Annotated in this window: 23 protein-coding genes and 1 pseudogene; 15 read left to right on the top strand and 9 right to left on the bottom strand. The window is 39.7% G+C overall.

The features are described from left to right. Window positions 1-39: 39 nt before the first annotated feature. Window positions 40-3,290: pseudogene (locus tag ACTRWE_RS12500) on the bottom strand (methyl-accepting chemotaxis protein). Window positions 3,291-3,537: 247 nt separating this feature from the next. Then, a complete protein-coding gene (locus ACTRWE_RS12505; protein WP_462880105.1) occupies window positions 3,538-4,695 on the bottom strand; it encodes a hypothetical protein in 1,158 nt (385 codons plus the stop codon). Between the two features lie 214 nt (window positions 4,696-4,909). Here ACTRWE_RS12505 and ACTRWE_RS12510 point away from each other — a divergent pair, with 214 nt between their 5' ends. The 3 genes from ACTRWE_RS12510 (at window position 4,910) to ACTRWE_RS12520 (ending at window position 6,615) form a co-directional block, all read left to right on the top strand. Further along, entirely contained in the window at window positions 4,910-5,416 is a 507-nt protein-coding gene (locus ACTRWE_RS12510; RefSeq protein WP_010390796.1) for a DUF3087 domain-containing protein, read from the top strand. A gap of 26 nt (window positions 5,417-5,442) precedes the next feature. Next, entirely contained in the window at window positions 5,443-6,096 is a 654-nt protein-coding gene (locus ACTRWE_RS12515) for a glutathione S-transferase family protein (RefSeq protein ID WP_462880106.1), read from the top strand. Between the two features lie 66 nt (window positions 6,097-6,162). After that, a complete protein-coding gene (locus ACTRWE_RS12520) occupies window positions 6,163-6,615 on the top strand; it encodes a low molecular weight protein-tyrosine-phosphatase (RefSeq protein WP_462880107.1) in 453 nt (150 codons plus the stop codon). Window positions 6,616-6,661: 46 nt separating this feature from the next. Here the strand turns inward: ACTRWE_RS12520 and ACTRWE_RS12525 are convergent, their stop codons facing one another. Continuing rightward, window positions 6,662-7,759 (bottom strand): energy transducer TonB, encoded by a 1,098-nt coding sequence (locus ACTRWE_RS12525; protein WP_462880108.1) that lies wholly within the window; start codon window positions 7,757-7,759, stop codon window positions 6,662-6,664. A 232-nt stretch (window positions 7,760-7,991) separates the two neighbouring features. Between ACTRWE_RS12525 and ACTRWE_RS12530 the strand changes: the two genes are divergently transcribed. From ACTRWE_RS12530 to csrA, 6 genes are all read left to right on the top strand, one after another. Continuing rightward, entirely contained in the window at window positions 7,992-8,615 is a 624-nt protein-coding gene (locus ACTRWE_RS12530) for a GTP cyclohydrolase II (protein WP_008465954.1), read from the top strand. Window positions 8,616-9,012: 397 nt separating this feature from the next. Then, window positions 9,013-9,801, top strand: a complete 789-nt coding sequence (locus tag ACTRWE_RS12535; protein WP_462880109.1) for a BPSS1780 family membrane protein — start codon at window positions 9,013-9,015, stop codon at window positions 9,799-9,801. Beyond that, a complete protein-coding gene (locus ACTRWE_RS12540; protein ID WP_010390806.1) occupies window positions 9,801-10,253 on the top strand; it encodes a regulatory protein RecX in 453 nt (150 codons plus the stop codon). The genes ACTRWE_RS12535 and ACTRWE_RS12540 overlap by 1 nt, the downstream gene beginning before the upstream one ends. A 19-nt stretch (window positions 10,254-10,272) precedes the next feature. Then, window positions 10,273-12,873 carry an alanine--tRNA ligase gene (gene alaS, locus ACTRWE_RS12545; protein WP_054202266.1) on the top strand — a complete coding sequence of 867 codons (2,601 nt, stop codon included), beginning with the start codon at window positions 10,273-10,275 and terminating at the stop codon, window positions 12,871-12,873. Window positions 12,874-12,879: 6 nt separating this feature from the next. Continuing rightward, window positions 12,880-14,097, top strand: a complete 1,218-nt coding sequence (locus ACTRWE_RS12550; RefSeq protein WP_462880110.1) for an aspartate kinase — start codon at window positions 12,880-12,882, stop codon at window positions 14,095-14,097. Window positions 14,098-14,187: 90 nt separating this feature from the next. Beyond that, complete coding sequence (gene csrA / locus ACTRWE_RS12555) at window positions 14,188-14,379, top strand: carbon storage regulator CsrA (protein ID WP_004587515.1); 192 nt, start codon at window positions 14,188-14,190, stop codon at window positions 14,377-14,379. 53 nt (window positions 14,380-14,432) lie between these two features. Here csrA and ACTRWE_RS12560 read toward each other — a convergent pair whose 3' ends face one another. From ACTRWE_RS12560 to ACTRWE_RS12570, 3 genes are all read right to left on the bottom strand, one after another. Next, window positions 14,433-14,900 (bottom strand): YcxB family protein, encoded by a 468-nt coding sequence (locus tag ACTRWE_RS12560; RefSeq protein ID WP_462880111.1) that lies wholly within the window; start codon window positions 14,898-14,900, stop codon window positions 14,433-14,435. A gap of 170 nt (window positions 14,901-15,070) precedes the next feature. Continuing rightward, window positions 15,071-15,262 (bottom strand): hypothetical protein, encoded by a 192-nt coding sequence (locus ACTRWE_RS12565; RefSeq protein WP_013464127.1) that lies wholly within the window; start codon window positions 15,260-15,262, stop codon window positions 15,071-15,073. A gap of 46 nt (window positions 15,263-15,308) precedes the next feature. Further along, window positions 15,309-15,482, bottom strand: a complete 174-nt coding sequence (locus ACTRWE_RS12570; RefSeq protein WP_002961939.1) for a DUF1328 domain-containing protein — start codon at window positions 15,480-15,482, stop codon at window positions 15,309-15,311. A gap of 522 nt (window positions 15,483-16,004) precedes the next feature. Here ACTRWE_RS12570 and ACTRWE_RS12575 point away from each other — a divergent pair. The 5 genes from ACTRWE_RS12575 (at window position 16,005) to ACTRWE_RS12595 (ending at window position 20,530) form a co-directional block, all read left to right on the top strand. Beyond that, window positions 16,005-16,250, top strand: a complete 246-nt coding sequence (locus ACTRWE_RS12575) for an OadG family protein (protein ID WP_013464128.1) — start codon at window positions 16,005-16,007, stop codon at window positions 16,248-16,250. 12 nt (window positions 16,251-16,262) lie between these two features. Continuing rightward, window positions 16,263-18,044 carry a sodium-extruding oxaloacetate decarboxylase subunit alpha gene (oadA, locus tag ACTRWE_RS12580; protein WP_016900617.1) on the top strand — a complete coding sequence of 594 codons (1,782 nt, stop codon included), beginning with the start codon at window positions 16,263-16,265 and terminating at the stop codon, window positions 18,042-18,044. Between the two features lie 14 nt (window positions 18,045-18,058). Further along, the gene (locus ACTRWE_RS12585; protein ID WP_013464130.1) at window positions 18,059-19,189 is read left to right on the top strand and encodes a sodium ion-translocating decarboxylase subunit beta; all 1,131 of its coding nucleotides are present in this window, start codon (window positions 18,059-18,061) and stop codon (window positions 19,187-19,189) included. A 136-nt stretch (window positions 19,190-19,325) separates the two neighbouring features. Further along, a complete protein-coding gene (locus tag ACTRWE_RS12590) occupies window positions 19,326-20,297 on the top strand; it encodes an aldo/keto reductase (RefSeq protein WP_033102599.1) in 972 nt (323 codons plus the stop codon). Window positions 20,298-20,353: 56 nt separating this feature from the next. Continuing rightward, the gene (locus ACTRWE_RS12595) at window positions 20,354-20,530 is read left to right on the top strand and encodes a hypothetical protein (RefSeq protein WP_013464132.1); all 177 of its coding nucleotides are present in this window, start codon (window positions 20,354-20,356) and stop codon (window positions 20,528-20,530) included. Between the two features lie 81 nt (window positions 20,531-20,611). Here ACTRWE_RS12595 and ACTRWE_RS12600 read toward each other — a convergent pair whose 3' ends face one another. Further along, on the bottom strand, window positions 20,612-21,925 hold the full coding sequence (locus ACTRWE_RS12600; RefSeq protein ID WP_462880112.1) for a peptidoglycan DD-metalloendopeptidase family protein: 1,314 nt from the start codon (window positions 21,923-21,925) through the stop codon (window positions 20,612-20,614). 490 nt (window positions 21,926-22,415) lie between these two features. Between ACTRWE_RS12600 and tyrS the strand changes: the two genes are divergently transcribed. Beyond that, window positions 22,416-23,615 carry a tyrosine--tRNA ligase gene (gene tyrS, locus ACTRWE_RS12605; RefSeq protein ID WP_462880113.1) on the top strand — a complete coding sequence of 400 codons (1,200 nt, stop codon included), beginning with the start codon at window positions 22,416-22,418 and terminating at the stop codon, window positions 23,613-23,615. 39 nt (window positions 23,616-23,654) lie between these two features. Here tyrS and ACTRWE_RS12610 read toward each other — a convergent pair whose 3' ends face one another. Both ACTRWE_RS12610 and mtnN read right to left on the bottom strand, forming a co-directional pair. Beyond that, a complete protein-coding gene (locus ACTRWE_RS12610; RefSeq protein ID WP_462880114.1) occupies window positions 23,655-24,617 on the bottom strand; it encodes a cobalamin biosynthesis protein CobD/CbiB in 963 nt (320 codons plus the stop codon). Continuing rightward, entirely contained in the window at window positions 24,618-25,325 is a 708-nt protein-coding gene (mtnN, locus tag ACTRWE_RS12615; protein WP_016900621.1) for a 5'-methylthioadenosine/S-adenosylhomocysteine nucleosidase, read from the bottom strand. It abuts the gene before it with no gap. Between the last annotated feature and the right edge of the window lie 110 nt (window positions 25,326-25,435).

A 25,435-nucleotide genomic window follows, 5' to 3' on the forward strand; every position in this document is an offset into this window, starting at 1 on the left:
AAGCATCGTGTTAGCAAAATAACTTGCTGCGCCTTTAGTCTATCGTTGCTCTTTTTTTAGATTAAAGTAATTGAGTTGCACTCTCATCTCGGTAGCTTGTTCTGCCATTTGACGTGCTGCCGCCATTGTTTCTTCTGTAATAGCCGAGTTTTCCTGGGTTAAACCGGTTAAACGTTGTACAACAAGGTTAACTTCTTTAATCGCTTGCTCTTGTGCGGAGGTTGAATGCGCTATATGTATGATATTTTTATTAACATCGCTAACAGCTTGCATTATGTGTTTTAATTTCTTCCCTGAGGTGTCTGCTAATTCCGTCCCAAGCGCTATTTTTTGATTACTATTTACAATAATACTTTTTATTTGCTTTGCCGATTTAGCACTACGCCCCGCTAAATCACCTACTTCATTAGCGACTACGGCAAAGCCTCTTCCATGATCGCCAGCTCTAGCAGCTTCCACGGCGGCATTAAGTGATAGCAAGTTTGTCTGAAAAGCGAGGTTGTCAATAACCGTAAGTATTTCGTTAATGTCTTTACTGGCTTCATTCACGTCATCAATCGCGCTAACGGTTTGTATTGATAAGCGATTTCCTTCTTCAGCAATTTGCTCTGCATTGCTTGCCAATGCCACGGCACTTTTTGATTGTTCAGATACTTTAGTTAGCTCATCTAGCATTTGCTCAGTACTTGAGCTTGCCTCTTCAAGGTTGGCTGCTTGTTCCTCTGTGCGTTTGCTTATTTCAGTATTACTTGAAGCTATTTCACCCGCATTTTGCATAACCTGACTAGCCGATACTTGAATTTCTTGAATGACATTAGTTAATTTCTCGATAGTCGCGTTGGTGTCGCTTTTAAGGGTATCGAATACGCCTTGATATTGTCCCTCTATATTTTTGGTAAGGTCACCTTTAGCTAAGTTTGACAAAACGCTACTGACTTCATTTATTGCCAATGAAACTAATGAGGTAGACTCATTAACATTATTTTTTAAATCTTCCAACTGGCCTTGTAATGGCTGTTTTAATTGATGAAAAAAATCGCCGTTTGCCATCGCAGCCATTACTTGGTTGAGGTCGTTTATGACACGTTCGAGGTTAGTTACCGAATGGTTTATATCTGTTTTTAAACTATTTAGTTGGCCTGTCATAGCCGATGAAATAGTATGATCAAAACGCCCCTGACTAATTGCTAGCATGACTGATGAAATCTCAGTTAAAGCAGTATCAATAGCAGTGATTGATGTATTGATGTTACTTTTTAACTGCTCAAGTTGACCGCTGGCTTCACCTTTTATCATCTTTTTAAAGTCACCTTGACTAACAAAGGTCATGACTTCACCTATTTCATTCATTACATTATTTAAATTAGCCATACTGGAATTAATATCTTGTTTTAAAATATCAAGCTGGCCAGCTAAGGGGGCCTCTAATTGCGCAGAAAACTGGCCTTGTCGTAATGCACTCATAACGTCACTAATTCCATCTATGGCAATACTTAAACTACTAACTGAGTTATTGACGCTGTCTTTTAGTTGCGCAAGTTTTCCTTTCGCTGGATAGGTGATTTGTTCTTTAAAATTACCTTGTTCTACGTTAGCCATAATATCGACAATACTATTCATTGTGTTATTTATTGAAGAGAGCGATTCGTTAATATTACTTTTTAAGGTGCCTAACTCGCCTGACATTGAGGCATTAATTTGAATATCAAATTGACCATCAGCCATAGCAATCGCAATGGTATTTAATTCGTTTATTGCTCCGTTTAGTGAACTTGCGCAATCGTTGGTTGCTTGTTTTAACGTATCTAACTCTCCTCGACATGGTGCTTCAATACGTTGATCAAATTTACCCGCAGCCATTTGGTTCATAACGCGATTTGTTTCACTAATAGATAACTGTAGAGCATCAAGAAGAGTGTTAAATGCTTGAGTGCTAACGCCTATTTCATCGCTTGAATAGACAGTTGCTCGTAATGAAAAGTCACCTTGCTGTCCAACTTTTTTCATTGTATCAGCCAATGCATATATTGGCTTTGTGAGTGTTCGCGCAAACCAATATGCGGCAATAGTAACAATAAAAATAGTGACAAAAAGTATCACAATGAGTAGTTGGGAAAGAGTCGTTATTGACTCAAAAGCTTCTTGTTCGTCCATTTCTGCTATGAGTGCCCAGCGAACATTAAATACATTTACAGGTGCAAATGCAGATAGCACCATTTCATTGTTATAGTCATTTATAACATGCTGCCCTTTTTCATTTTTTAGTGCTTTGATTACAGATAAGGTATTCACAGTGCCTTTATTTGGGTTTCTAAACGAGCTTTCTACAGAGTGATTTTTCGGATCAATATAAGAGTCAGAGCGCATTAACCCTTCAGGGCCAACAAGGTAGGTTTCTCCGCTTTCGCCCAACCCGTCACGTTCTTTCATAATTGAATTAATATCTTCAATCGATAATTGGGCAGCTAAAATAGCAACCGTTTTACCATCAACAACAATAGGCTTTCCTATAAAGCTTGCAGGGGCATTATATGAAGGGGAGTACTGTTTATAATCTGCAAAAGCAATTTTTTGTGGGTTGCTGCTGTCTTTTAATTGTTGAAACAAGCTCGCTAAATTACTTTTAGCGTAGGGGCCTGTTTGCAGCGATGTTGCAAAGTCTACCTCTTTATAAACAGAGTAAACAATATTGCCATTTGCTGGGTCGATAATGAAAATATCGTAGAACTTATTTATATTAGTCATATCGCATAGATAAGGGTGATATTGGCGGTGTGCTTGCTCGTAAGAGTCTGATTGCTCTGTGGTGGTTAGTTTTTGTTTTTCACCAATTGGGTTTGGGTTATTAGCTAGATAACGAGATTGCAGCTCAATACTTTTTGGATTCATTTGCTTTAATAGAGATGAAGAAACTGTATCTGTTGGGTTTAGCTGTTTAAATTTTGGAGCAAAAGACTCTTTATAAAAGCGATTTAGAGACTCTGATGAGGTTGAAGGGGAGGTATTATTAAATCCATCTATAAACTTTGTCGCAATATTGGCCATTTCTGGATTTGCTTGCAGCGCATTAAGCTTTTTTCAATGTTGTTAAAATAGCGTTTAACAGCGCTTTGTTTTACTTTACTCACAGCGTCTAAACGCGAATAAACCTGTTCTGTCATCGAGTTTGAAGCTGTATTAATTGCGACAATAATAATTATTGTTATTGGCACTAGGGCAACAACTAAAAAAGCGGAGATGAGTTTTTTTGTTAAGTTTAATGAATTAAAAAAGTAGTTAATTGTGAGCATTACTATGTCCCTGTAATAAGGTCTGAACCTCAAATGAGCATAGAACACAATTTGTGAAGATCTAGTTAATAATTAAAGTAATGAGTTTTTATTACAAAATAGCCAAAGCTGATACAAAGCACATTTAATTTTAATGTAATTGCAGCATGCTTTTTTAGCGGTTTAAAGTAATAAAGCATAGAAGTACTTAAGTGCTCCTACGCTTTATTATTTAATTGATGTTTTAACGCTAAAAAAGCAAACGATGTTAGATCGCGACTAAACTTTGCTCTAACATAGTTTGAATTTGCTTGACTATTTTAGCTTCGGTTTCGGGTTCAAACTGGGCAATTCGAGGGGTGTGAATATGCCCAGTCGGAATATCTGAATTTAGCTGATTACGCAGCCGAATACTGCGGTACGAAATTTCGTTAGACAGGTAACCACCGCCACCGCCACGTACTGCAGTTGCCTCTTTTAATTCGTCAAAACTGCTAGGCTCAAAGTCTTTTTTTAGGGTAATAACATGATGGTTATCATTAATAGGAAAAGGGCCTTTTGCGCTTAACATAGCGCTAACGGGTAAGCTAAATTCTACAAACTCAGTACCTGGTAATGGACGGTCGTTCAAGCTTGGAATGAGCGGCGCTGTTTTACTGCCTCCATACACTACATTGGCGTTGTCGGGCGCTGTTACACTGCGGCGCTTGCCTGGAAAGCGCTCAAGGTCAAAGTCTTTACTACCCATGCTAACGGTAACCACCATATCAACATTATTAAGTGCGTAATAAGGGGCAAGTAAGGATTCTATAATACCGTGATCAAAGTCTTCATAACGCACAGGCACCATCACTGTGTTTATTTCAGCACTAATACCTTTATAGTTAATGACTTGGCCATCAAGAAGCAGTGCTGCAACACCCGATGGGTTGCTTTGGTTTATATTTTTATCAAGTAAAAACGGGTCAAATCCAGTTAATAATATTTTTTTAGAGGTGTTTTGTGAGTAGCTTAGGTCTGTGCGACCTCGGCTTCCGTTTTCTAGCAACGTTAATAACACTGTTTGCTGCGCGGTGCTCAGCGAAAATGCAGGTTTTGTGGTACGAATTATTTTACTTGATTGTAAGCGAGCCCAATAAAGCGCGCGATCATCTAAGTTTTGCGTTGTAGCGATGCGTTTTTTTGCACTAAACCATAATCGTTTTGAGTAGTCATTAACGGCATCTACGGCTTGTGCATAGCTTGAGAGTGACTTGAATTGCTGCTCAAATTGATTAACTTCGCTGGCAAAAGCGCTTAGTACGGCTGGCATCGCTTGGCTGGCTTTTTCAATTCGCAATTCTTCTGGGGTTAGCGGTGTGTTTAAATTGGCTAAAGTACTAAAAGAAGAAAATATTAAACTTGTGGCAATCAGTGTTTTTATCATGATGTTCCTATACTAAGTCGTATTTGTTGCCTACTATCCTATGCCTAATATGTGGGTGCAAATAAAATCGTTGGTTGGTTTTATGTTGAAAGCAGTATAAAACAGGCGCTAAATCAAAAACTACGGGTATTTTATTAAAAAAGAGTCTTAACTCTGTGATGGGTTTAGCTACAATGGGGCTGTGTATTTTTTAGTTTTTTACTTTTAGGCAGCTATGCAACTTATTCAAATAGATAAAGCACGTTATCGTAAACATTTAAATCGCGTTATTGTCGGCTGTGCAGCAGGTTTAGCTGTGGGCAGTTTAGCAATTTCACAAACCTTAATTGCATTATTTCCCGATGAAAGTGGCAGTCATTTTCATTGGAACTTATTAGGCGTAATTGTTACGAGTATTGGCATCGGCTGGTTGTTAAATAAATACCGAACACATCCTTTTATGAGTGAGGTGGTGTATGTGTGGGAGCTTAAAAAAGCGCTTAATAAAATCACTCGTAAAATGGCTAAGCTAAAAGCGGCGGGACGAGAAGGTAACCCCGATGCATTATTGGCGATTCAATATAGTTATGCGGGCTCACGATTATTATGGCAGCTTGACGATAACACCATCACTATGGATGATTTAGCGATTAAACAAGCCGAGTTAGATAGCGTTGCGGCCAAGTTCAACTTAACCTTAAATGCTGATGACTACAATGATGCAATTTTAAAGCAGTTTTAAAGTGGTTTTAATTTATAGGAATAACAATGAGCATAATTCTTTATGGTGTCCCGCTTTCTCCTTATGTGCGTAAAGTACGTGTATGTTTAGCGCATAAACAACTCGACTATAAACTCGAAATAGTCTCGCCGTTTAATCAACCTGATTGGTTTTTAGAACTGAACCCACTAGGGCGAATTCCGGCGCTAAAAGACGACGAGTTAAGTTTGGCGGATTCTAGCGTTATTTGCCAATATCTTGATGAAAAATACCCTAATTCAGCGTCCTTACTCGGTGATACTATAGAGCAACGTGGAGCCGTTCGCTGGTTAGAAAAATACGCAGATTACGAGCTGGCTCCTTTTGCAACATTTACGGTGTTTCAGCAACGTATTATTGCTCCCACAATGCAAAAGCCAACCGATGAAGCCTTAGTGCAAAGTGCATTAAATGAAAAACTACCGCCTTTATTTGATTATTTAGAAGGTTATTTAGGGGATAACGAGTTTTTTGTTGGCGAGAGCTTAACTCTTGCCGACATTGCTGTGAGCTGCCAGTTAATGAATATGGAGCATGGTGGTGAGCAACTTGATGAGTCGCGCTGGCCTAATCTTGCAGCATTGCATAGCCGTGTAAAACAGGGTACTGCCATGCACACAATGCTTGAAGGCGAGCAAAAAATATTAGCCTCGCTTAAGTAGCTTTTTAATGTTGGTGACTGGAATGTCGCTTATTTTACAAAATCTTAAACAATAAAGGAGCTATCATTGAAAAAAGTACTGATTGTTTGTTTGGGTAATATTTGTCGCTCACCGACGGCTGAGGCGGTATTAAAAGCTCGCGCTAAAGAGTTAGGCATTGATTTGCTAGTGGACTCGGCTGGGACTATTGGTCATCATGAAGGTAATCCGCCAGATAAACGCTCTATGCAAGCTGGCGAGAAACGTGGTTATAGTTTTAAAGGTATTTTTTCACGCAAGGTGCGCAGTAGTGATTTTAGCGAGTTTGATTTAATTTTAGCAGCCGATAAACAAAACCTCGCAGATTTAACTGCACGTTGCCCCGAGCATTTGCAATATAAGTTGGCGTTATTTTTAGAGTATGGCGAGCAAACACAAAGCGCAATTCCCGATCCTTACTATGGCGGTGATGATGGCTTTGAAAAGGTACTTGATTTAATAGAGGCCGCCAGCGATAACATTTTAGCTAAGTTAAAATAGCTATAGTGATAAATTAAAAGGCGCTCAACGCGCCTTTGGTATGTTATTAACGGTTTACTTTAAAGTCGAGCTGTACTTTGGAAGTTGCTGCAACGGCTTTTCCATGTTCAAACTTAGGTGCATAACGCCATTGCGCTAATGCTTCTACTGCCGATTTTTCAAAGGCCACGCCACCTTCAGAACTAAGTACTTGCGGATTTTTTACAAAGCCAGACTCATCCACTTCAAACTCCATAACGACTTTTCCATCTTTACGAAAGCGCGCTTTGTTTGTAGGGTATTTAGGGTTAACGCGGTATAGCGGCGTTTGCTCTTGGCTTTCTTTCCACGGCACCATTTTAGCAATCGCGATGCAGTGTTTGGTGGCTTCATCACTTTTGCCTTGTTTTTCATACAAGCCAATTAACCTTGAGTGTGCGGTAAGCTCGGCGTTGTGATCGTAACTTAAGCTTTCATCAAACACATTTACTACACGGTTAAGTCGTTCTATTGCTTGATCGTATCTTTTTCGACCTTCCGCAAATGACGCCATTAAAAAATCAGCTTTTATTTGTTCAACTGAGTTTTTAGGTAAGTTAGCCAGATAATACTCATCTGCTTCTTCTAGGTAGTTTTTAGCTTCTCGGTATTTTTCATAGCTGAATTTATTAGCTAATATGGTTGCCGCTTCTAGTTTCATATCAGCCACAAACTTAGGGTTGTTTTGTGTGTTTGCGATTGCTATCACTTGCTCTAAATAATAATCCGCTTTTTGAGCAGAAGGGGCAAAACTAGCCATACCGACTAAAGCATCAATGGTTTCAGGCGATTGCTTACCATGGTTAGTAGCTAAAATAGTATAGGCTTGTTGATATAGCGAAAAACGCTTTTCAATCCACTGTTTACCGTATCGATTAATTGATTTTGCATAGTTAATCGCTAAGTTTGCGGTGTTATCAGCATTTTCACCGTAAACAGTTTTACCTGATGTGTAAGCCTGCTCCGCGGCTTGTTGCACATTTTCTTTGGTTTTTATCGCATTTAAGTAATTTTGATACGCGTCGTTGAAAACGGTTTGAGCGTTATTTGCTTGCTCGGCAAATGACGTGGTGCTTAATAAAGATAAACTTAAGCCCATCAGTAATGCAAGTTTGTTTAGTTTCATAATGATCCCTATTATTTGTCGATAACAAATTAGCAAATCCTTATGTATATGTCATCACTTTAGGTAAATCAAGGTAAACGCTCGCTAGTAATATATTTGCGGTTAAAGATTGAAAATAGTCGTTACCGTCGCCATATATTTGCCATAAACAGTCTTGTACTACGGTGTATTTAACCTATTTTGTGATATTATCACTTTATCGTGTCGTAGTTTTTTAATATTTGGATTGGTCGTGGCGCAAGTAAGAGCAAGAGTCCAGCTTAATGTTGGCAAAAATAGTGATATTCCCGCAGAAATTATTTCCTTTAGTGGCTTAAAAGATGGCCAAGAGCATGTTGCGTTAGTGTTTAAAAACGCCGATACCGAGCAAGATGTTCCGCTTATTCGTATGCATTCTGAATGCTTAACCGGTGATGTGTTTCACTCGTCACGTTGTGATTGCGGTGAGCAGTTAAATGAGTGTATTGAAATGATGCACGAACAAGGCGGTATTTTACTTTATTTACGCCAAGAAGGGCGTGGTATTGGTTTATACAATAAAATTGATGCGTATGTACTGCAGTCACAAGGTATGAACACTTACGAGGCCAACAATCATTTGGGCTTTGCTGATGATTTACGTGATTTTTCGGATGCTGTATTAATGCTCAATGCGCTCAATTTAAAGCATGTAAAATTAATGACTAACAATCCTAAAAAGCTTAACGCATTAAAAGATGCTGGCATAGAGGTGGACTCTGTTGTGGGCACTCATGCACACATTAAAGCTGGGCTTTCAGGTAACAAGGCGTATTTAGAGACTAAAATTAAGCATGGCTCTCATATGCTAGATATTAAGAAAATTAAAAAACCTTAGGGTCTGTTGACCTTTCAAGGTTAAATTTGCAGCAGTCTGTTTGGTATTTAGGCAAGGCAGAGCCTATGTGGTGTTATTCCCCATAAATAGGCGATAACGCAGCATCAATGCCAAACAGGCGCTGCCCGAAGGGTTCTGCCTAGGGGCGATTTACTCTTTGTTGCCTACATGGATGTAGGTAAGGGGCGTGAGCAGGACGCGGAAGCTTTGCTCGGTTTTGACTTAGCCCACTAGGTTACAAACCTCGCGCCGCGATTAAATCGCCCCTAGTTTGAACAAATTTTAATCCGTAAAGGGCAACAGACCCTAATATTAACGGCATTTATCGCCGCCACCTCTGTAATACCAACCAACGCCGAGTTATACTCGGCGTGTTTTGTTTTAATTAAGAGCAAGTATGTCTACACAATTACGAATTTTTAAAGCGGATGCGGCATTAAAATGGTTTAAAGCGGGTTGGCTAATTTTTAAAACTCAGCCATTAACCTTTATCTTTATGCACTTGTTTATTGGCATTGTTGGCTTGTTGTCTTTATTTTTGCCGTTATTACAAATAGTCGCAGCATTGGCTACACCATTTTTAACCGCTGGTTTTTATCAAGCCGTGCTTACCAAGCAGCAAGGCGGAAAAATTATGTTAGCCGACATTTTGAAGCCCTTTTCAGCAAAAGGAAATCGGTTAGGCTTATTTCGCTTAGCGCTTTATCAAATGGGTGCCGGTATTTTAATTGCGCTGCTCGCCAATGGGTTATTTGCCGAAGCGATGGCGGTTATGACGCAGCCTGACTTAGATCCTAATACAGCAATTAGCCAAATGCTTGAGAGTATTTCTTTTGCTAACGTGGCATTGTTTTTAATTGCGCTCTCTATTTACTTTACTTCGTTTGCCTACGCAGTACCGCTGGTTTATTTTAATAAAGAGCAACGTATTTTAAATGCCTTAAAAAGTTCGTTTATGGTGTTTTATTATAATATTTTACCATTAAGTGTTTATGGTATTATTTGCGCATTATTAATGGTGTTGTCGATGTTCTTATCGCTACTACCACTGTTGATTTTAATGCCAATTTGCTACATTAGTTTCTTTGTATCTTATCAGGCTATTTTTATGCCCGTTGTGCCACCAAGTGATGACAGTAACATTAAGCCTTTAAATAGCGAGCAAAGCGGGCGCTTTGACGCTTAATGGATGATACGTTAAAACAAAAGTTAAAAAACTATGTGCTTTGGTTGCTTGGTCGGCAAGAGTATTCGCGCCGTGAGTTAACCCAAAAGTTACAGCAAAGAGAAGCAACCGACGAGTTCATAGAAAACCTGCTTGATTGGTGTGAAAAGCACAATTTTATTAACGAGCAGCGTTACTGTGAAGGGTTTGTCAGAAAACACATATTTAAATGCCATGGCTTAAAGCGAATTCAAAGTGAGGCCATGAGTAAAGGGATTGATAGAGCACTGCTTGAAACAGTGGTTGATGAGCTGGAAATAGATTGGTTTGAGCTCGCGCAGGAAGCGTACAACAAAAAATATTCAACGACACCGGCAGACCTCGAGTACAAAGAAAAAGCTAAGCGCGTGCGCTACTTAATGTATCGAGGTTTTAGCTATGATCAAATAAATTTTGCAATGCAAGCACAGTAAATACAGGTGAGACTTTCACATGCAGCACATGACTACCGCACAGATTAGGCAACAGTTTTTAGACTTTTTTGCCAGCAAACAACACCAAGTTGTTCCTTCTAGTTCGCTTATACCGGGTAACGATGCCACGTTGTTATTTAATAATGCCGGTATGGTGCAATTTAAAGATGTATTTTTAGGCGCCGAAAGCCGCCCTTATACACGCGCAACTAGCTCTCAGCGTTGTGTGCGTGCTGGTGGTAAACACAACGATTTAGAAAATGTTGGTTACACAGCACGTCACCATACCTTTTTCGAAATGCTAGGTAATTTCAGCTTTGGTGATTACTTTAAGCAAGATGCAATTAAATTTGCGTGGGAGTTTTTAACTGAGGTTGTAAAACTACCAAAAGAAAAGCTGTTAGTGACCATTTACCATGATGACGAAGAAGCCTTTGGCTACTGGGCTAACGATATAGGCTTACCTGAAGATCGTATTATTCGTATTGCAACGAGCGATAATTTTTGGTCTATGGGTGACACTGGCCCTTGTGGTCCATGTTCTGAAATATTTTATGATCACGGTGAGCACATTTGGGGTGGTCCTCCGGGCACTCCTGAAGAAGATGGCGACCGTTTCATTGAAATTTGGAACTTAGTATTTATGCAATACAACCGTCAAAGCGACGGGACTATGGAGCCACTTCCTAAGCAATCTGTTGATACTGGTATGGGCCTTGAGCGTATTTCAGCTATTTTACAAGGTGTGCATTCAAACTACGAAATCGATTTATTCCAAGGCTTAATTGCCGCCGCTGCAAGCGTTACTAATGCACAAGATATGGATGATAAGTCGCTTCGCGTGGTGGCGGATCATATTCGTTCGTGTGCGTTTTTAATTTCAGATGGGGTTATGCCATCAAATGAAGGCCGTGGTTATGTATTGCGTCGTATTATTCGTCGTGCAGTACGTCACGGTAATAAGTTAGGTGCTAAAGGCGCGTTTTTCTATAAATTGGTTGCTGCACTTATTGAGCAAATGGGTCAAGCGTACCCAGAGCTTGCTAAGCAACAAGAAATTATTGAAAAAGTACTGCGTATTGAGGAAGAGCAGTTTGGTAAAACGCTTGAGCGTGGTTTAGCTATTTTAGAAGAAAGCTTGAGTGATTTAACCGGGGATGTGATCCCAGGTGACTTAGTATTTAAACTTTACGATACCTATGGTTTCCCTGCCGATTTAACAGCTGATGTAGCGCGTGAACGCCAAATGACCATTGACCATCAAGGTTTTGAAGCATGTATGGCAGTGCAACGTAAAACAGCACAGCAAGCGGGCAAATTTGGTGCAGATTATAATGAGCAATTAAAATCAGATAAGCACACTGATTTTAAAGGCTACGATAGTAATCATTACCGTGGCACTGTAGTAGAAATTTTTGCCGGTGGCGAATCTGTATCGTTATTAGAAGATGGTCAGCAAGGTATTATTGTTTTAGACCGTACTCCGTTTTACGCTGAATCAGGCGGCCAAATTGGTGATAGCGGAACAATTACTGTTGCCGGTGGTGAGTTTAATGTAACGAATACCACTAAATTGGGTAATGCTTTTGCTCATCATGGAACAGTACAAGGGCGTATTGGCGTTAACGATAAAGTGGATGCGACCATTGACGATGCGCGTCGTGAAAGCATTAAGAAAAATCACACAGCTACGCACATTTTACATGAAGCATTGCGTCAGCTTTTAGGTGAGCACGTATCGCAAAAAGGCTCACTTGTGCAGCCAGATCGTCTGCGTTTTGACTTCTCACATTTTGAAGCAGTGACCAAACAAGAACTGCGCGAAATTGAACGTGTAGTAAATGACGAAATTCGTCGTAACTTTGCACTTAATACTGAGCTAATGGCAATTGATGATGCTAAAGCAAAAGGTGCTATGGCATTGTTTGGCGAAAAGTACGATGACGAAGTACGTGTAGTAACCATAGGTGATTACTCAATTGAGCTTTGTGGTGGTACACACGTAGAGCGTGCAGGTGACATTGGTTTATTCAAAATTGTATCTGAAAGCGGTATTGCTGCCGGTGTTCGTCGTATTGAGGCGGTAACCGGTGCAGAAGCAATCGCTTATGTTAATGAACAAGAACAGCAATTAGCAGATGTTGCAGCGCTTGTAAAAGGTGACAGTGCGTCAGTACTTGAAAAAGTAACTGCCTTACTTGAAAAGTCGAAAGGACTTGAAAAGCAAGTTGCCCAACTTAACGATAAACTAGCCAGTGCGGCAGGTGCATCGTTACTTGATTCAGTGGTTGAAATTAATGGGGTTAAACTGCTAGTTGCCAACGTTGAAGGAACTGAATCAAAAGCGCTTCGTGGCATGGTTGATGATCTTAAAAATAAGATTGGCTCAGGCGTTATTGCTTTAGGTGTTGCCAGCGGTGATAAAGTAAGCCTAATTGCGGGTGTAACTAAAGACTTGACCGGTAAAGTAAAAGCGGGTGAGTTAGTTAACCACATGGCAGGCCAAGTAGGTGGTAAAGGCGGCGGTCGTCCAGATATGGCGCAAGCGGGGGGTTCTGAGCCACAAAACTTAACTGCAGCACTTGATAGCGTAACAGCTTGGTTAACTGAGCGTACTTAAGCTTAAGTGGCACTTATAGTTCAAAAATTTGGCGGCACTTCGGTAGGCTCAATAGAGCGTATTGAAGCGGTCGCCGACCTTGTTGTTAAAACTAAGCAACAAGGCCACCAAGTGGTGGTGGTGCTTTCGGCAATGTCGGGAGAAACCAATCGCTTAATTAATCTTGCCAAACAAATCGACTCTCGCCCGAGTAGTCGTGAACTCGATGTATTACTCAGTACCGGTGAACAAGTCTCTATAGCTTTATTAGCGATGGCGATTATTAAACGCGGCCATTCTGCGGTAAGCTTGTTAGCCGATCAGGTGAATATATTAACCGATAACATGTTCGGTAAAGCCCGTGTAGAAGACGTGGCTGCAACGCGTTTAAAACATGAACTTGAACATAACCGTATTGCTATTATTGCCGGCTTTCAAGGACGCGATATTGAGGGCAACGTGACTACGCTTGGGCGTGGTGGCACCGATACCTCTGCGGTTGAAATAGCGGGTGCAATAAAAGCGGATGAATGTCAGATCTATACTGATGTTGATGGCGTATATACAACAGATCCTCGTATTGAACCTAATGCACGACGTTTAAGCCATGTAACCTTTGCCGAAATGCTTGAGCTGGCTAGTTTAGGTGCTAAAGTGCTACATATTCGCTCTGTAGAGTCGGCTGGTAAGCACAATGTACCATTAAGAGTGTTATCTAGCTTTAAACCTGATGAAGGTACATTAATTAGTTTTGAGGAGAGCGATGTGGCGAGTAACGTTGTGTCGGGTATTGCATTTAATCGAGACGAGTGTTTGATTAAGGTACATGGAGTACCGCAAGGCACTAAAGCGCTTGCAAAAATTTTGAAACTTTTTGCAGATAATGGCATCGAAATAGATATGATTAATCAAATTAATCATAAAGTTGAAAAAGTCGACTATGCTTTTACTGTGCATTTAAATGATTATTTAAACGCACTTGATTTGTTAACGGCTGAGCAACAGCAATTTGACGCACAGGCAATTGACGGATTAACTAATGTGGCGAAAGTGTCAGCTGTAGGTATGGGGATGACATCTCATTCTGGGGTAGCGAGTTTATTTTTTGATTCGTTAGCACAAGAGAATATTGATGTGATGTTTGTTTCAACCTCAGAGATAAAGATTTCAGTTTTAATAGATGAAAAATACCTCGAGCTGGCTGTTCGTGCATTACATAAGACATTTTTAACAGAAAATGAATAGATTGAGAGTTTTTACTTACTTTTTAGTCTAATTTTAATTAAAATGTGTGTGCGGAATCTTATAATTTTATTGGAACATGGGAGCAAGAGAATGCTAATACTAACTCGTAGAGTAGGCGAGACCCTGATGATTGGTGACGAAGTAACCGTTACTGTTCTGGGTGTTAAAGGAAATCAAGTTCGTATCGGTGTTAACGCACCTAAAGACGTATCAGTTCATCGTGAAGAAATTTACATGCGCATACAAGCTGAAAAGTCTAACCCTAATCCGGGCAATGCTTAATTAACATAGTATAAAATGTGCTAGTTAATAACTATGACATTTGTAAAAGCCACTCATTGAGTGGCTTTTTTGTTTATAAAATCAATCGTTTCTTCGTCGAGTATTGCCTTAGAAATGTATTGCATACCGCTTTTACTTTTTAACAATAGGCCGCAATCTGTAGTAATTACTTTATTAATGTCGTGCCAAGCTAATTGGTAATTCTTGTAATGATTGGTTGATTTTATTCCGTCCTCGTCGAAGGTGAGAGTGACTTCAGAGCCAGATGCTCTGCTAAGCATTTGCCTTGTTACCCACCAAGGACGACGATAATAAAAAGCAATGCACTCAAGTAAAGCTAACATAAGCAAAAATGTACCAAGGTAATGATCGCCTAAACCATAAATGCCAAATAGCCCTAATATCACAAGTAGCGCCAATAAAAAGTATTTAGGTTGTGCACGCTTACTATAAGGCAGCGATTGGTCGAAGCATTCATAAAAGTAAGGTTTATCGAGTTTATAGGTTGTCGTAAATATCATGCATCTATACTTAAAAGCTATTTTTTATCATTTTAGCAAGCTATGTGGCAAATGCGCAGCTTAAAAAGAATTAATAGTTCAGAGTTTATAATTAATGGGTAGCAACTTGGCGACTAATACTAAACACAAAAAAAAGCGACCAAATGGTCGCTTTTTAAAAAGGGGCTGAATTAGCAATTTGTTTCTTCAGCGTTGACACCTTCTTTTACTTCTTCACAGGCATCTTCTACTTTATTTTGAACATCTGTCACGGCTTCGTCGATGCGTTCACCGGCTTCTTCTGCATGATTGTCTTCACAACCCATAATAAATGCACTTGCGAATAGGCCAATAGCTGCTGCTTTAAGTGTTGATGATTTCATAATGTAATTCCTTGTATATAAATTTAAAAAGTTCGTTGTTTCTTATCTACCTGGGGCTTTTACCACGTAAAGCGCCAGAGACAAGTGAAATAACCAGTAAAACTAAAAAGATAAAAAATATGATCTTAGCAATTCCTGCTGCGGCTCCTGCAATACCACCAAATCCTAAAACGGCTGCGATTAGTGCGATCACCAAAAATGTAATTGTCCAGCGTAACATTGTCATCTCCTTGATTTATCTAAGTGTTAAAGTGTTGTTTTTATATAAGCGAGTAATGTGCCAGTATTTTATTTTGTTTTAAATCAATGGTTTAATTTATCTTTTTGAGTTTAGCTTTATATTAGGTTGGTAATTTTTACGGTTTTATCTGTAACTTATTCACAGTGGTGTCTGATGAGATAATAAATAGTTTTTACAGTCGTTACTTTGGTAAGACCAATTAACATTTGCTTTGGCAGTTTTTAGTGGATTAGCTCATTAGGTATATTTTTATGTGTTTTTACAGAATATTAGGGTTTTTATATATTCTTTGTTTATAACGAACATTTTTACCATCTATATATATAGGTTAAATAAGCTATTTTAGGTGGTGTTAACCTTATTGGTGATATGTTACTTTTAGATTAATTGGTTTTACCAATTTACAATGTGTAGACAAAAGAATAGTTTTTGTTACTATTGGTGAATATTTATTTAAATAAACTGATTTTTTATGTATTCAGTTTTGAACAGGGGAGAATTATGGATATAGGGGCTTTGCTCACAACTGCAGGCAATTTAATGCTAACCGGTATGGTGGGTGTGTTTGTATTTCTTTCTTTATTGATTGGTGCAGTGACAGTTATGTCTAAGCTGGCTAGCAAATTTTCTCAGCCAGAACTTGAAGTATCACAGAGAACACCATCTTTTAAATCTCAAGGTGTGCCAAATGAGCACATCGCTGCAATTAGTGCTGCCATTGCTCAGTACAAAACAAATAATAATTAGAGGAGCATACCAATGGCTAAATTAAAAATAACAGAACTCGTACTTCGTGACGCACATCAGTCGCTCTTAGCTACCCGCATGCGATTAGACGACATGTTACCTATTGCAAAAAAAATTGATGACGCAGGTTATTGGTCTATAGAGTCTTGGGGTGGGGCTACCTTTGACTCATGTATTCGTTATTTAGGCGAAGATCCGTGGGAGCGTATTCGCGCGCTTAAAAAGGCGATGCCAAATACACCCCAGCAAATGTTACTTCGCGGTCAAAACTTATTGGGGTATCGCCATTATGCTGATGATGTTGTTGAAAAGTTTGTTGAGCGCGCACACAAAAATGGCGTAGACGTATTTCGTATTTTTGATGCCATGAATGATGTACGTAACTTAGAAACTGCCATAAAAGCGGCGGTTAAAGTAGGCGCGCATGCCCAAGGTACGATTTCTTACACGGTAAGCCCAGTACACACACTGGATATGTGGCTAACACTTGCTAAGCAGCTTGAAGAATTAGGTTGTCATTCAATTTGTATTAAAGATATGGCGGGATTGCTTAAGCCTTACGATGCAGAAAAACTGATTAAAGGCTTAAAAGAAACGGTTTCAATTCCTATTGCCATGCAATGTCATGCAACAACGGGTTTAAGTACCGCAACGTATCAAAAAGCGATTGATGCCGGTATTGATATGCTCGATACGGCTGTATCGTCTATGAGTATGACTTATGGTCATTCAGCAACTGAAACAATTGCTGCAATCGTGGAAGGTACTGAGCGTGATACTGGGCTTGATTTAAACCACCTTGAAGAAATTGCAGCTTACTTTAGAGACGTACGTAAAAAGTACGCTGCGTTTGAAGGCAGTTTAAAAGGTGTTGATGGCCGAATTTTATTAGCCCAAGTGCCAGGTGGTATGTTAACTAACATGGAAAATCAGCTTAAAGAGCAAGGCGCTGCTGATAAACTAAACGAAGTATTACTTGAAATTCCACGGGTGCGTGAGGATTTGGGCTTTATTCCATTAGTTACACCGACCTCGCAAATTGTTGGTACTCAGGCAGTACTTAATGTGCTTACTGGCGAGCGCTATAAAACCATCACCAAAGAAACCGCTGGCGTATTAAAAGGTGAGTATGGTTCAACACCTGCTCCTATGAATAAAGAGTTACAAGAGCGTGTACTTGATGGCAGCGAAGCAATTACCTGTCGCCCTGCAGATGTGATCAAACCTGAACTTGAAACGCTTGAGGCTGAATTAAGTAAACTTGCGCAAGAGCAAGGCTTAACGCTTGCTGATGAGCAAATTGATGATGTGCTCACGTATGCCTTATTCCCACAAATTGGTTTGAAGTTTATTAAAAACCGCAATAACCCTGACGCATTTGAACCTGTTCCTAGCGCTGATGATAGCTCCAATAAAGCACCTGAAAAATCAGCGGCAAACAATAAAGGCGTTAAGGCTGAGCAATACAGCGTTAAAGTAGATGGCAAAGTATACGATGTCGTGGTTGCTCAAGGCGGTGAGCTTAAAGAGGTGACGCTAAAAGACTCAGAGCATATTCCACAGTCGGCATCAGTTGCCTCAGGTGAAACTCTTAATGCGCCACTTGCCGGTAATATCTTTAAAATTAAAGTAAAGCCAGGTCAGGTAGTAAATGAAGGTGATGTGGTGATTATTATGGAAGCCATGAAAATGGAAACCGAAGTACGCGCCATGCATACCGGTACAATTGCAGACGTGCTTGTCTCTGAAGGTGATTCAGTGTCAACCGGCGATGCAATGATTGCATTAGCTTAAGGAGTAATTAGAGGATGGATGGTATTTTAAACCTCTGGCATGCCACAGGCATTGCTAACTTTACATTTCCTGGGCTGATCATGATTGCCGTTGGTTGTTTGTTATTATTTTTAGCTATAGTTAAAAACTTTGAGCCGCTACTATTACTGCCCATTGGTTTTGGGGCTATTTTAACTAATATTCCTGTGGCGGGCTTATCTGACCCTGGTGGCTTACTTTATTATGTTTACTATGTAGGTATTGATACCGGAATTTTTCCGTTATTAATATTTATGGGAGTGGGCGCGCTCACTGACTTTAGTGCCTTAATTGCAAATCCGCGTATGTTGTTATTAGGTGCTGCGGCGCAGTTTGGTATTTTTGCTACCTTATTTGGGGCTATTTTACTTAACTTTATTCCAGGGTTTGAGTTTAGTTTACAAGATGCGTCAGCAATTGCCATTATTGGTGGCGCTGATGGGCCAACCGCTATCTTTTTAGCGTCAAAGCTGGCACCTGATTTATTAGGTGCTATAGCAGTGGCTGCGTACTCGTACATGGCGTTGGTTCCTATTATTCAGCCGCCTATCATGCGTGCGTTTACAACGCCTGAAGAACGTAAAATTCAAATGCCAGAACTGCGTAAAGTATCAAAAAAGGAAAAAATTATTTTTCCGCTGATGGTACTCACTTTAACTGCGCTCTTTTTACCAGCCGCCATTCCACTGGTTGGTATGTTTTGTTTAGGTAACTTAATGCGTGAGTCGGGTGTGGTCGATAGGCTAAGTAACAGTGCTCAAAACGAAATTATTAATATAACCACCATATTTCTAGGACTAGCGGTAGGCTCTAAGCTTGCTGCCGAGCAGTTCTTAACAGTAGAAACTATTGGTATTTTGGTGCTGGGCGCAATGGCGTTTGCTATTGGTACGGCCTCAGGTGTATTTATGGCAAAAGGCTTAAATAAAATATCAAAAACCCCAATTAATCCATTAATTGGTGCAGCGGGTGTATCGGCTGTTCCTATGGCGGCTCGTGTAGTTAATAAAGTCGGTCTTGAAAATAACCCGCACAACTTTTTACTGATGCATGCCATGGGGCCTAATGTAGCTGGCGTACTGGGAAGTGCTGTTGCTGCAGGTATTTTATTAGCACTTGTTGGCTAGTAATATTTAATCCAACCATTAGCGCAGTTTACTGCGCTTTTTTTTTGCCTAAAATTTAATGTTTTAGATTAAGCGGTTTCTTGTATAGGGTTTTTTGTTTAAAGTAATCACTCTTCATTTTTAAAAGGGCTGTCAAATGTTACACACTCCGCTGGCAAAATATTTACCCAAGGTTAGTAAGCTTGTATTTGGTTGTATGGGTTTAGGAGGTGCTTGGAATAAAGACGCCATCAACAGTGGGCACTTAAAGCAAGCTCATTCATGCATAGACGCAGCATTTGAAAGCGGGATTAACTTTTTTGATCACGCTGATATTTATACCTTAGGCAAAGCTGAGCACGTTTTTGGTAAAGCGTTGGCTGAACGTCCTGAGCTCAGAGAACAAATGTATATTCAGTCTAAGTGTGGTATTCGCTTTGCTGATGAGAAAAACCCGCAGCGTTATGATTTTTCTGCTGATTGGATTGAGCGTTCTGTTGAGGGCTCACTTAAACGATTAAATACCGACTACTTAGATGTGCTTATGTTGCATCGCCCCGATCCATTAATGGAGGTAGAGGAAGTCGCGCAAATATTTAGCTGTTTAAAAGAAAGTGGCAAAGTGCGTCATTTTGCAGTTTCTAATATGTCTCAACATCAAATAAGGTTTTTGCAGCGCGCTTTAGATATGCCAATTGTAGCAAATCAAATAGAGGCCAGTTTACAAAAACATCAGTGGGTTGATGAGGGCATTTATGTAGGTAATGCCGATGGCAAAGATATTAACTTTACCCCAGGGTGTGTTGAGTATTGTCGTGAGCATGACATTCAAATTCAGAGTTGGGGCAGTTTGTGCCAAGGTTTATACTCAGGCGGTGACCTATCAAAAGCGTCACAAGCGGATGTAAACACGAGTATTTTAGTTAGTAAGCTTGCCGTTTTATATGGCACAAGTGCAGAAGCTATTGTATTGGCATGGCTACTTCGCCATCCTGCATCGATTCAGCCAATTATAGGCACAACTAATATAGATCGTATTAAGGCATCGAGTGATGCAATTAATATTAATTTAAGTCGAGAGCACTGGTATGAGTTATATATTAGCGCGAAAGGCTGCGCTTTGCCGTAAGTTAATACCCGTTTCAATATTATTTGAACGAATTGGTATAATACAAAGGTGTTGATATGAATATATTTGTCATTTTAATTAGCTTAGTGATTGCTTTGGTGATCATTATTCCTTTGCTAGAAAAGTACCAAAGTAAAATGGGGCTAGAGGGTGCTACCAAATACAGCAAGTATATTTGGCCATTAGTCATGATATCTTTGGTTGTGCAGCTAATTTATGTACTTGTAAATTAAGATTGAAACTTAAATATCACACACAAAAAAGCCTTTGCGGGTAACCCCAACAAAGGCTTTTTTATTTAATCAGTGAAGTGGTTATCTAAGTGCTAGTTGTAGCTCACGATTACGCTCTAGTTGTGCGATAAAGTTATCAGCAATAGGCTTAAATTTAGCAAGCTCTGAACGAGGTAATGGTTCAGACTTAGGTAGTTTTACGGTTTTAGGGTTACGGTGAACGCCGTTAACCAAAAACTCATAATGTAAATGCGCACCGGTTACACGACCAGTTGAGCCAACAGTACCTATTTTTTCTCCCTGTTTTACCTTTTGCCCTGTTCTGACTAGGCGCTTGTTAAGGTGTAAGTACTTAGTAATATATTGAGTACCATGGCTAATAAATACGTAATTACCATTATATTTGCTATAGCCTGCTTTAATTACTTTACCATTACCCGATGATACAACTGGCGTGCCTGTGCGTGCAGCGTAATCAATGCCGCGATGTGCTTTCACTTGTCCTGTAACAGGGTGTAGGCGGCGAGGGTTAAAGCTTGAACTAATATATTTGAAATTAACAGGCGCACGCAAAAAGGCTTTTTTCATACTACGGCCTTCAGGGGTGTAAAAGTTACCGTCTGTGTGACGAATAGCGGTGTAACGCTCACCTTGGTTTATAAATTCAGCGGCAATAATTTTACCGGTGCCAATAAACTCACCGTCAACAAAATGAGACTCATAAATTAAGCCAAATTCATCACCCTTGCGAATGTCGTTAGCAAAATCGACGTCCCAACCAAATATATCGGCAAAGTTCATGATTTGGCGTTCACTTAAACCTGCTGCAATTGCAGAGGTCCAAAAGCTACTTGAAATTTCCCCACCGGCTGTTTTGCTCAGTGTTTCTATTTCTTTGCTGTCAATTGAGGTGTCGTATTGGCCTTCGTCATTAAGTGTGACGAATAGCGTATCCGTTTTAGAAATAACGTAGCGTAATTGAGCTAATGAACCGTCTTCGGCGGTAGCAAAGCTTAACGTTTCACCTGGGTGAATTTTAGTTAGCTTACGTGTTTCAGCGTTGGTGTTTACAAGTTTATGCAGCGTTTGCGCAGAAAAACCGGCACGCTTAAAAATAATCGCTAAGTTGTCACCATTTTTAACTTGGTGATCGACAAAATCATATTCTGGAAGTTTTTGTGCTGCCTGCTCGGAATTTAGGTCTGTGAGTTTTTCGTTCTCACCTACTTTAATTTGTAATTCATAGCGCTTACCAATTTCTAGTGTGTTTTCACTATTGTCTTTGGATGCAGTGGCTTTTTCAGAAGGAAGAAAGGCTAAGGCAACAATAGCAGAAACCAAACCTAGAATAAGCATTTTGTGTTTTTTGGGGAGCGTGTTAACCACGTGAACCATAACGTGCCTTTTTCTGCTGTCAAGATAATAAATAGGTTATATTGCAGGATATAACGAATAATCTGTGAATACTAGTATTTTGTAGATTTAAACTCGAGTTAAATTAGGCTAAAATCATAGGGTATTCAGGCTGTTTGTGTTTAAAGTTGAACTGTTACACTATTTTATATTCTTGGATACTTTGCTTTTTCATCATAATGTTAAATTAGCTTATAAAACGGTTTAATTACGAGAAGTGATTAATTTATAAACTGTTTTTAGTTTGTGATAAACACTTTTGGCGTATTATTAATCGCTCGTTTATATCCCCTTTTAGAACGTACACCCTGCATTTTAGTTGGTGCTGCGATTAGTTAAAAAAGTTGTTCTAATTAGGTGGAAATTTGTTATGTTAGCTAAATAGTTTTATTTGCTTTGTGATAACGCGCTAGCAATAAACCGTGAGCATATTACACCCCTTCGTTGTCAGAATTTTTTGGAGTAACACACAGTGGATTTACAAACCGCTCTAGCAGAGATAAAACGCGGTGCAGAAGAGATATTAATTGAAGATGAGTTGGTTGAAAAATTAAAGTCGGGGAAAAAGCTAAAAATTAAAGCTGGTTTTGATCCTACGGCTCCAGATTTACACCTAGGTCACACTGTACTCATTAATAAAATGAAAACCTTTCAAGATTTAGGTCATGAGGTTATTTTTTTAATTGGTGATTTTACCGGTATGATTGGCGATCCAACGGGCAAAAATGTGACCCGTAAACCACTTACACGTGATGACGTGCTTGCCAACGCCGAAACCTATAAAGAGCAGGTGTTCAAAATTTTAGACCCGGCTAAAACAACCGTCGCTTTTAACTCTACGTGGATGGAGAAATTAGGCGCTGCGGGGATGATAAAATTAGCCGCGCGTCAAACTGTGGCGCGTATGCTTGAGCGTGATGATTTTAAAAAGCGCTATGCTGGCGGTCAATCGATTGCGATTCATGAGTTTTTGTATCCACTGGTGCAAGGCTGGGATTCAGTCGCATTAGAATCAGATGTTGAGCTAGGCGGCACCGATCAGCGTTTTAACCTATTAATGGGTCGTGAGCTGCAAAAAGATGAAGGTCAAAAACCACAAACAGTATTAATGATGCCTTTACTTGAGGGAACTGACGGCGTTCAGAAAATGTCGAAGTCACTCGGTAATTATATTGGTATTACTGATACGCCTTCAGATATGTTCGGTAAAATCATGTCAATTAGTGACGTACTCATGTGGCGTTACTACGATTTGCTCAGTAGCCTTTCTATTGAGCAAATTGCAGCGCAAAAACAGCGTGTAGAGCAGGGCACTAACCCGCGCGATATTAAAATTGAATTAGCTAAAGAGCTAATTGCGCGTTTTCACAGTGAAGCTGACGCGCAAGCTGCTCATGATGACTTCATCCAGCGTTTTCAGAAAAAAGCCTTGCCAGATGAAATCCCTGAGCTGACAGTTAATATTGATGAAGAGTCAATTTTAATCGCTAACTTACTTAAAGAAGCGGGCTTAGTGGCGAGTACCTCAGAGGCCATGAGGATGATCAAACAAGGTGCTGTAAAGCTTAACGGCGAAGACAAAGTTACAGATACCAAATTGGAAATTGCAAAAGGCACAACGGCTATTTATCAAGTAGGTAAACGCAAATTTGCAAATATCACCGTAGCTTAAAACTTCGGACATTATAAAAACCAGCTACGGCTGGTTTTTTTATGCGAACTTAAAAACGAGAACAGCCTTAATAACTTCAACGCTAATAATAATCAGAAGCCAAAAAAAGCGAGTTTGGTTAAGTGTATTGAGTAGTTGTGGTACGTCATCGGCGTTGGGAAGACGCTCTACACCGACACGCATTTTATTAAAACGCTGTGTATTATAAATAGCAGGCCCACCAAGTTGTACCCCCAAAGATGCAGAACATACACTAAGTAACCAGCCTGTATTGGTTTGATAGAAGTGTCGGCCATAATGCTTAATATAATGCATGCTTTTTTTACTGGCCTTTAGTGAGGCAATTGTCAGCGCGAGTAAACGTATGGGAATGTACTCAACAATAAAAAGAACCAGTTTAAGCGGCATCAAAAAAGAGCTGTTTGGGGCTATATCACTTCGCCACGCCTGTTGAATTAAAGTGATTAAACGATAGGCGAGAGCGGCGACGGGGCCCAATACTAAAAATATGAAAATTACCACAAAGTAATGACGCGCCGTTCTAAGTATGACACTTTCCATAATGGCTTTAATGATCCCGGGGCTTGAAAGTGCATTAACTTCACGGGCTACTAGTGGCTTTAATAATTCGCGTGCTGTCGATTTTTGATTTTTTTTGACTAGCCTAGCTATGCGTATCGCTTTTTTATTCAGGCTACTGTTTTCTAGGCATAAATATAAAATAAGACCTGATAACAGCTCGGGGTAAAAGGCAAGCTGAAGCAGTAAAACTACAATAATAAGCACAGTACTAAGTATAAGCGTACTTGCCATTGAGGCTGCTAAATAATGATATTGCTTGGTGTCTGTTTTTTTATAAATACGCTGGCTTATAGCGCTAAAAATAGCAGAGAGTATGTGGTTAGGGTGATACCAACTTACTAAAGGTAAAAAGCGCTCAGCAAGGAGCGCACAAATAAATACAATAAAGTCCAAATGATTTTGAACAATATTATTGAGCATTTACAGCGTAACCGCCGTTAATTTCTCAAGTAAAGCTACGACCATTTTTGATGAATTTATAGAGGCTGTTTCTAAGTATTCTTCAAATGATTGCGGCGACTCTTTGCCTGCAATATCAGACATTGAGCGAATAACAACAAATGGTGTATTAAGTGCAAAACACGTTTGCGCAATTGATGCACCTTCCATCTCTACTGCTAGCATTGTAGGGAAGTCACTGCGTGCTTTTTCAATACGAACAGGGTCGCACATAAACGAGTCGCCAGTGCAAATTAAACCAACAAGGGTTTTTACTTCACTAATTTGTGCAATTGTTTGCTCGGCTGCTTCTACAAGTTTAGGGTGAGCAGTAAAACCTGCTGGCATTTGTGGTACTTGGCCAATTTCGTAACCAAACGCTGTTACATCAACATCGTGATGACGTACTTCAGATGAAATTACTACATCGCCAACGTTTAGTGATGGGTCGAATCCACCGGCAGAGCCAGTGTTAATAACACAATCTGGATTGAAGTTATCGATAAGTAATGTGGTTGCGATTGTCGAAGCGACTTTACCAATACCTGATTGCACTAAAGTGACGGTATTGCCTGCAAGCTCGCCTGTGTAAAAAGTAAAACCAGCCTTGGTTAAAACTTGTGGATTTTGCATCGCCTCGCGCAAAATTTTAACTTCTGGCTCCATTGCGCCAATAATACCAACATTCATAGTGTTAAATTCCTGAGTTTGAATACGGTGATTATACTGCAAAAAATAACGTGGGGTAAAACAAACAAAAATGCGAGCTTAAAAAGCCCGCACTTTATAAACTTATTGAT

The sequence above is a fragment of the Pseudoalteromonas sp. G5_S1_54_S4 genome, assembly GCF_054968565.1.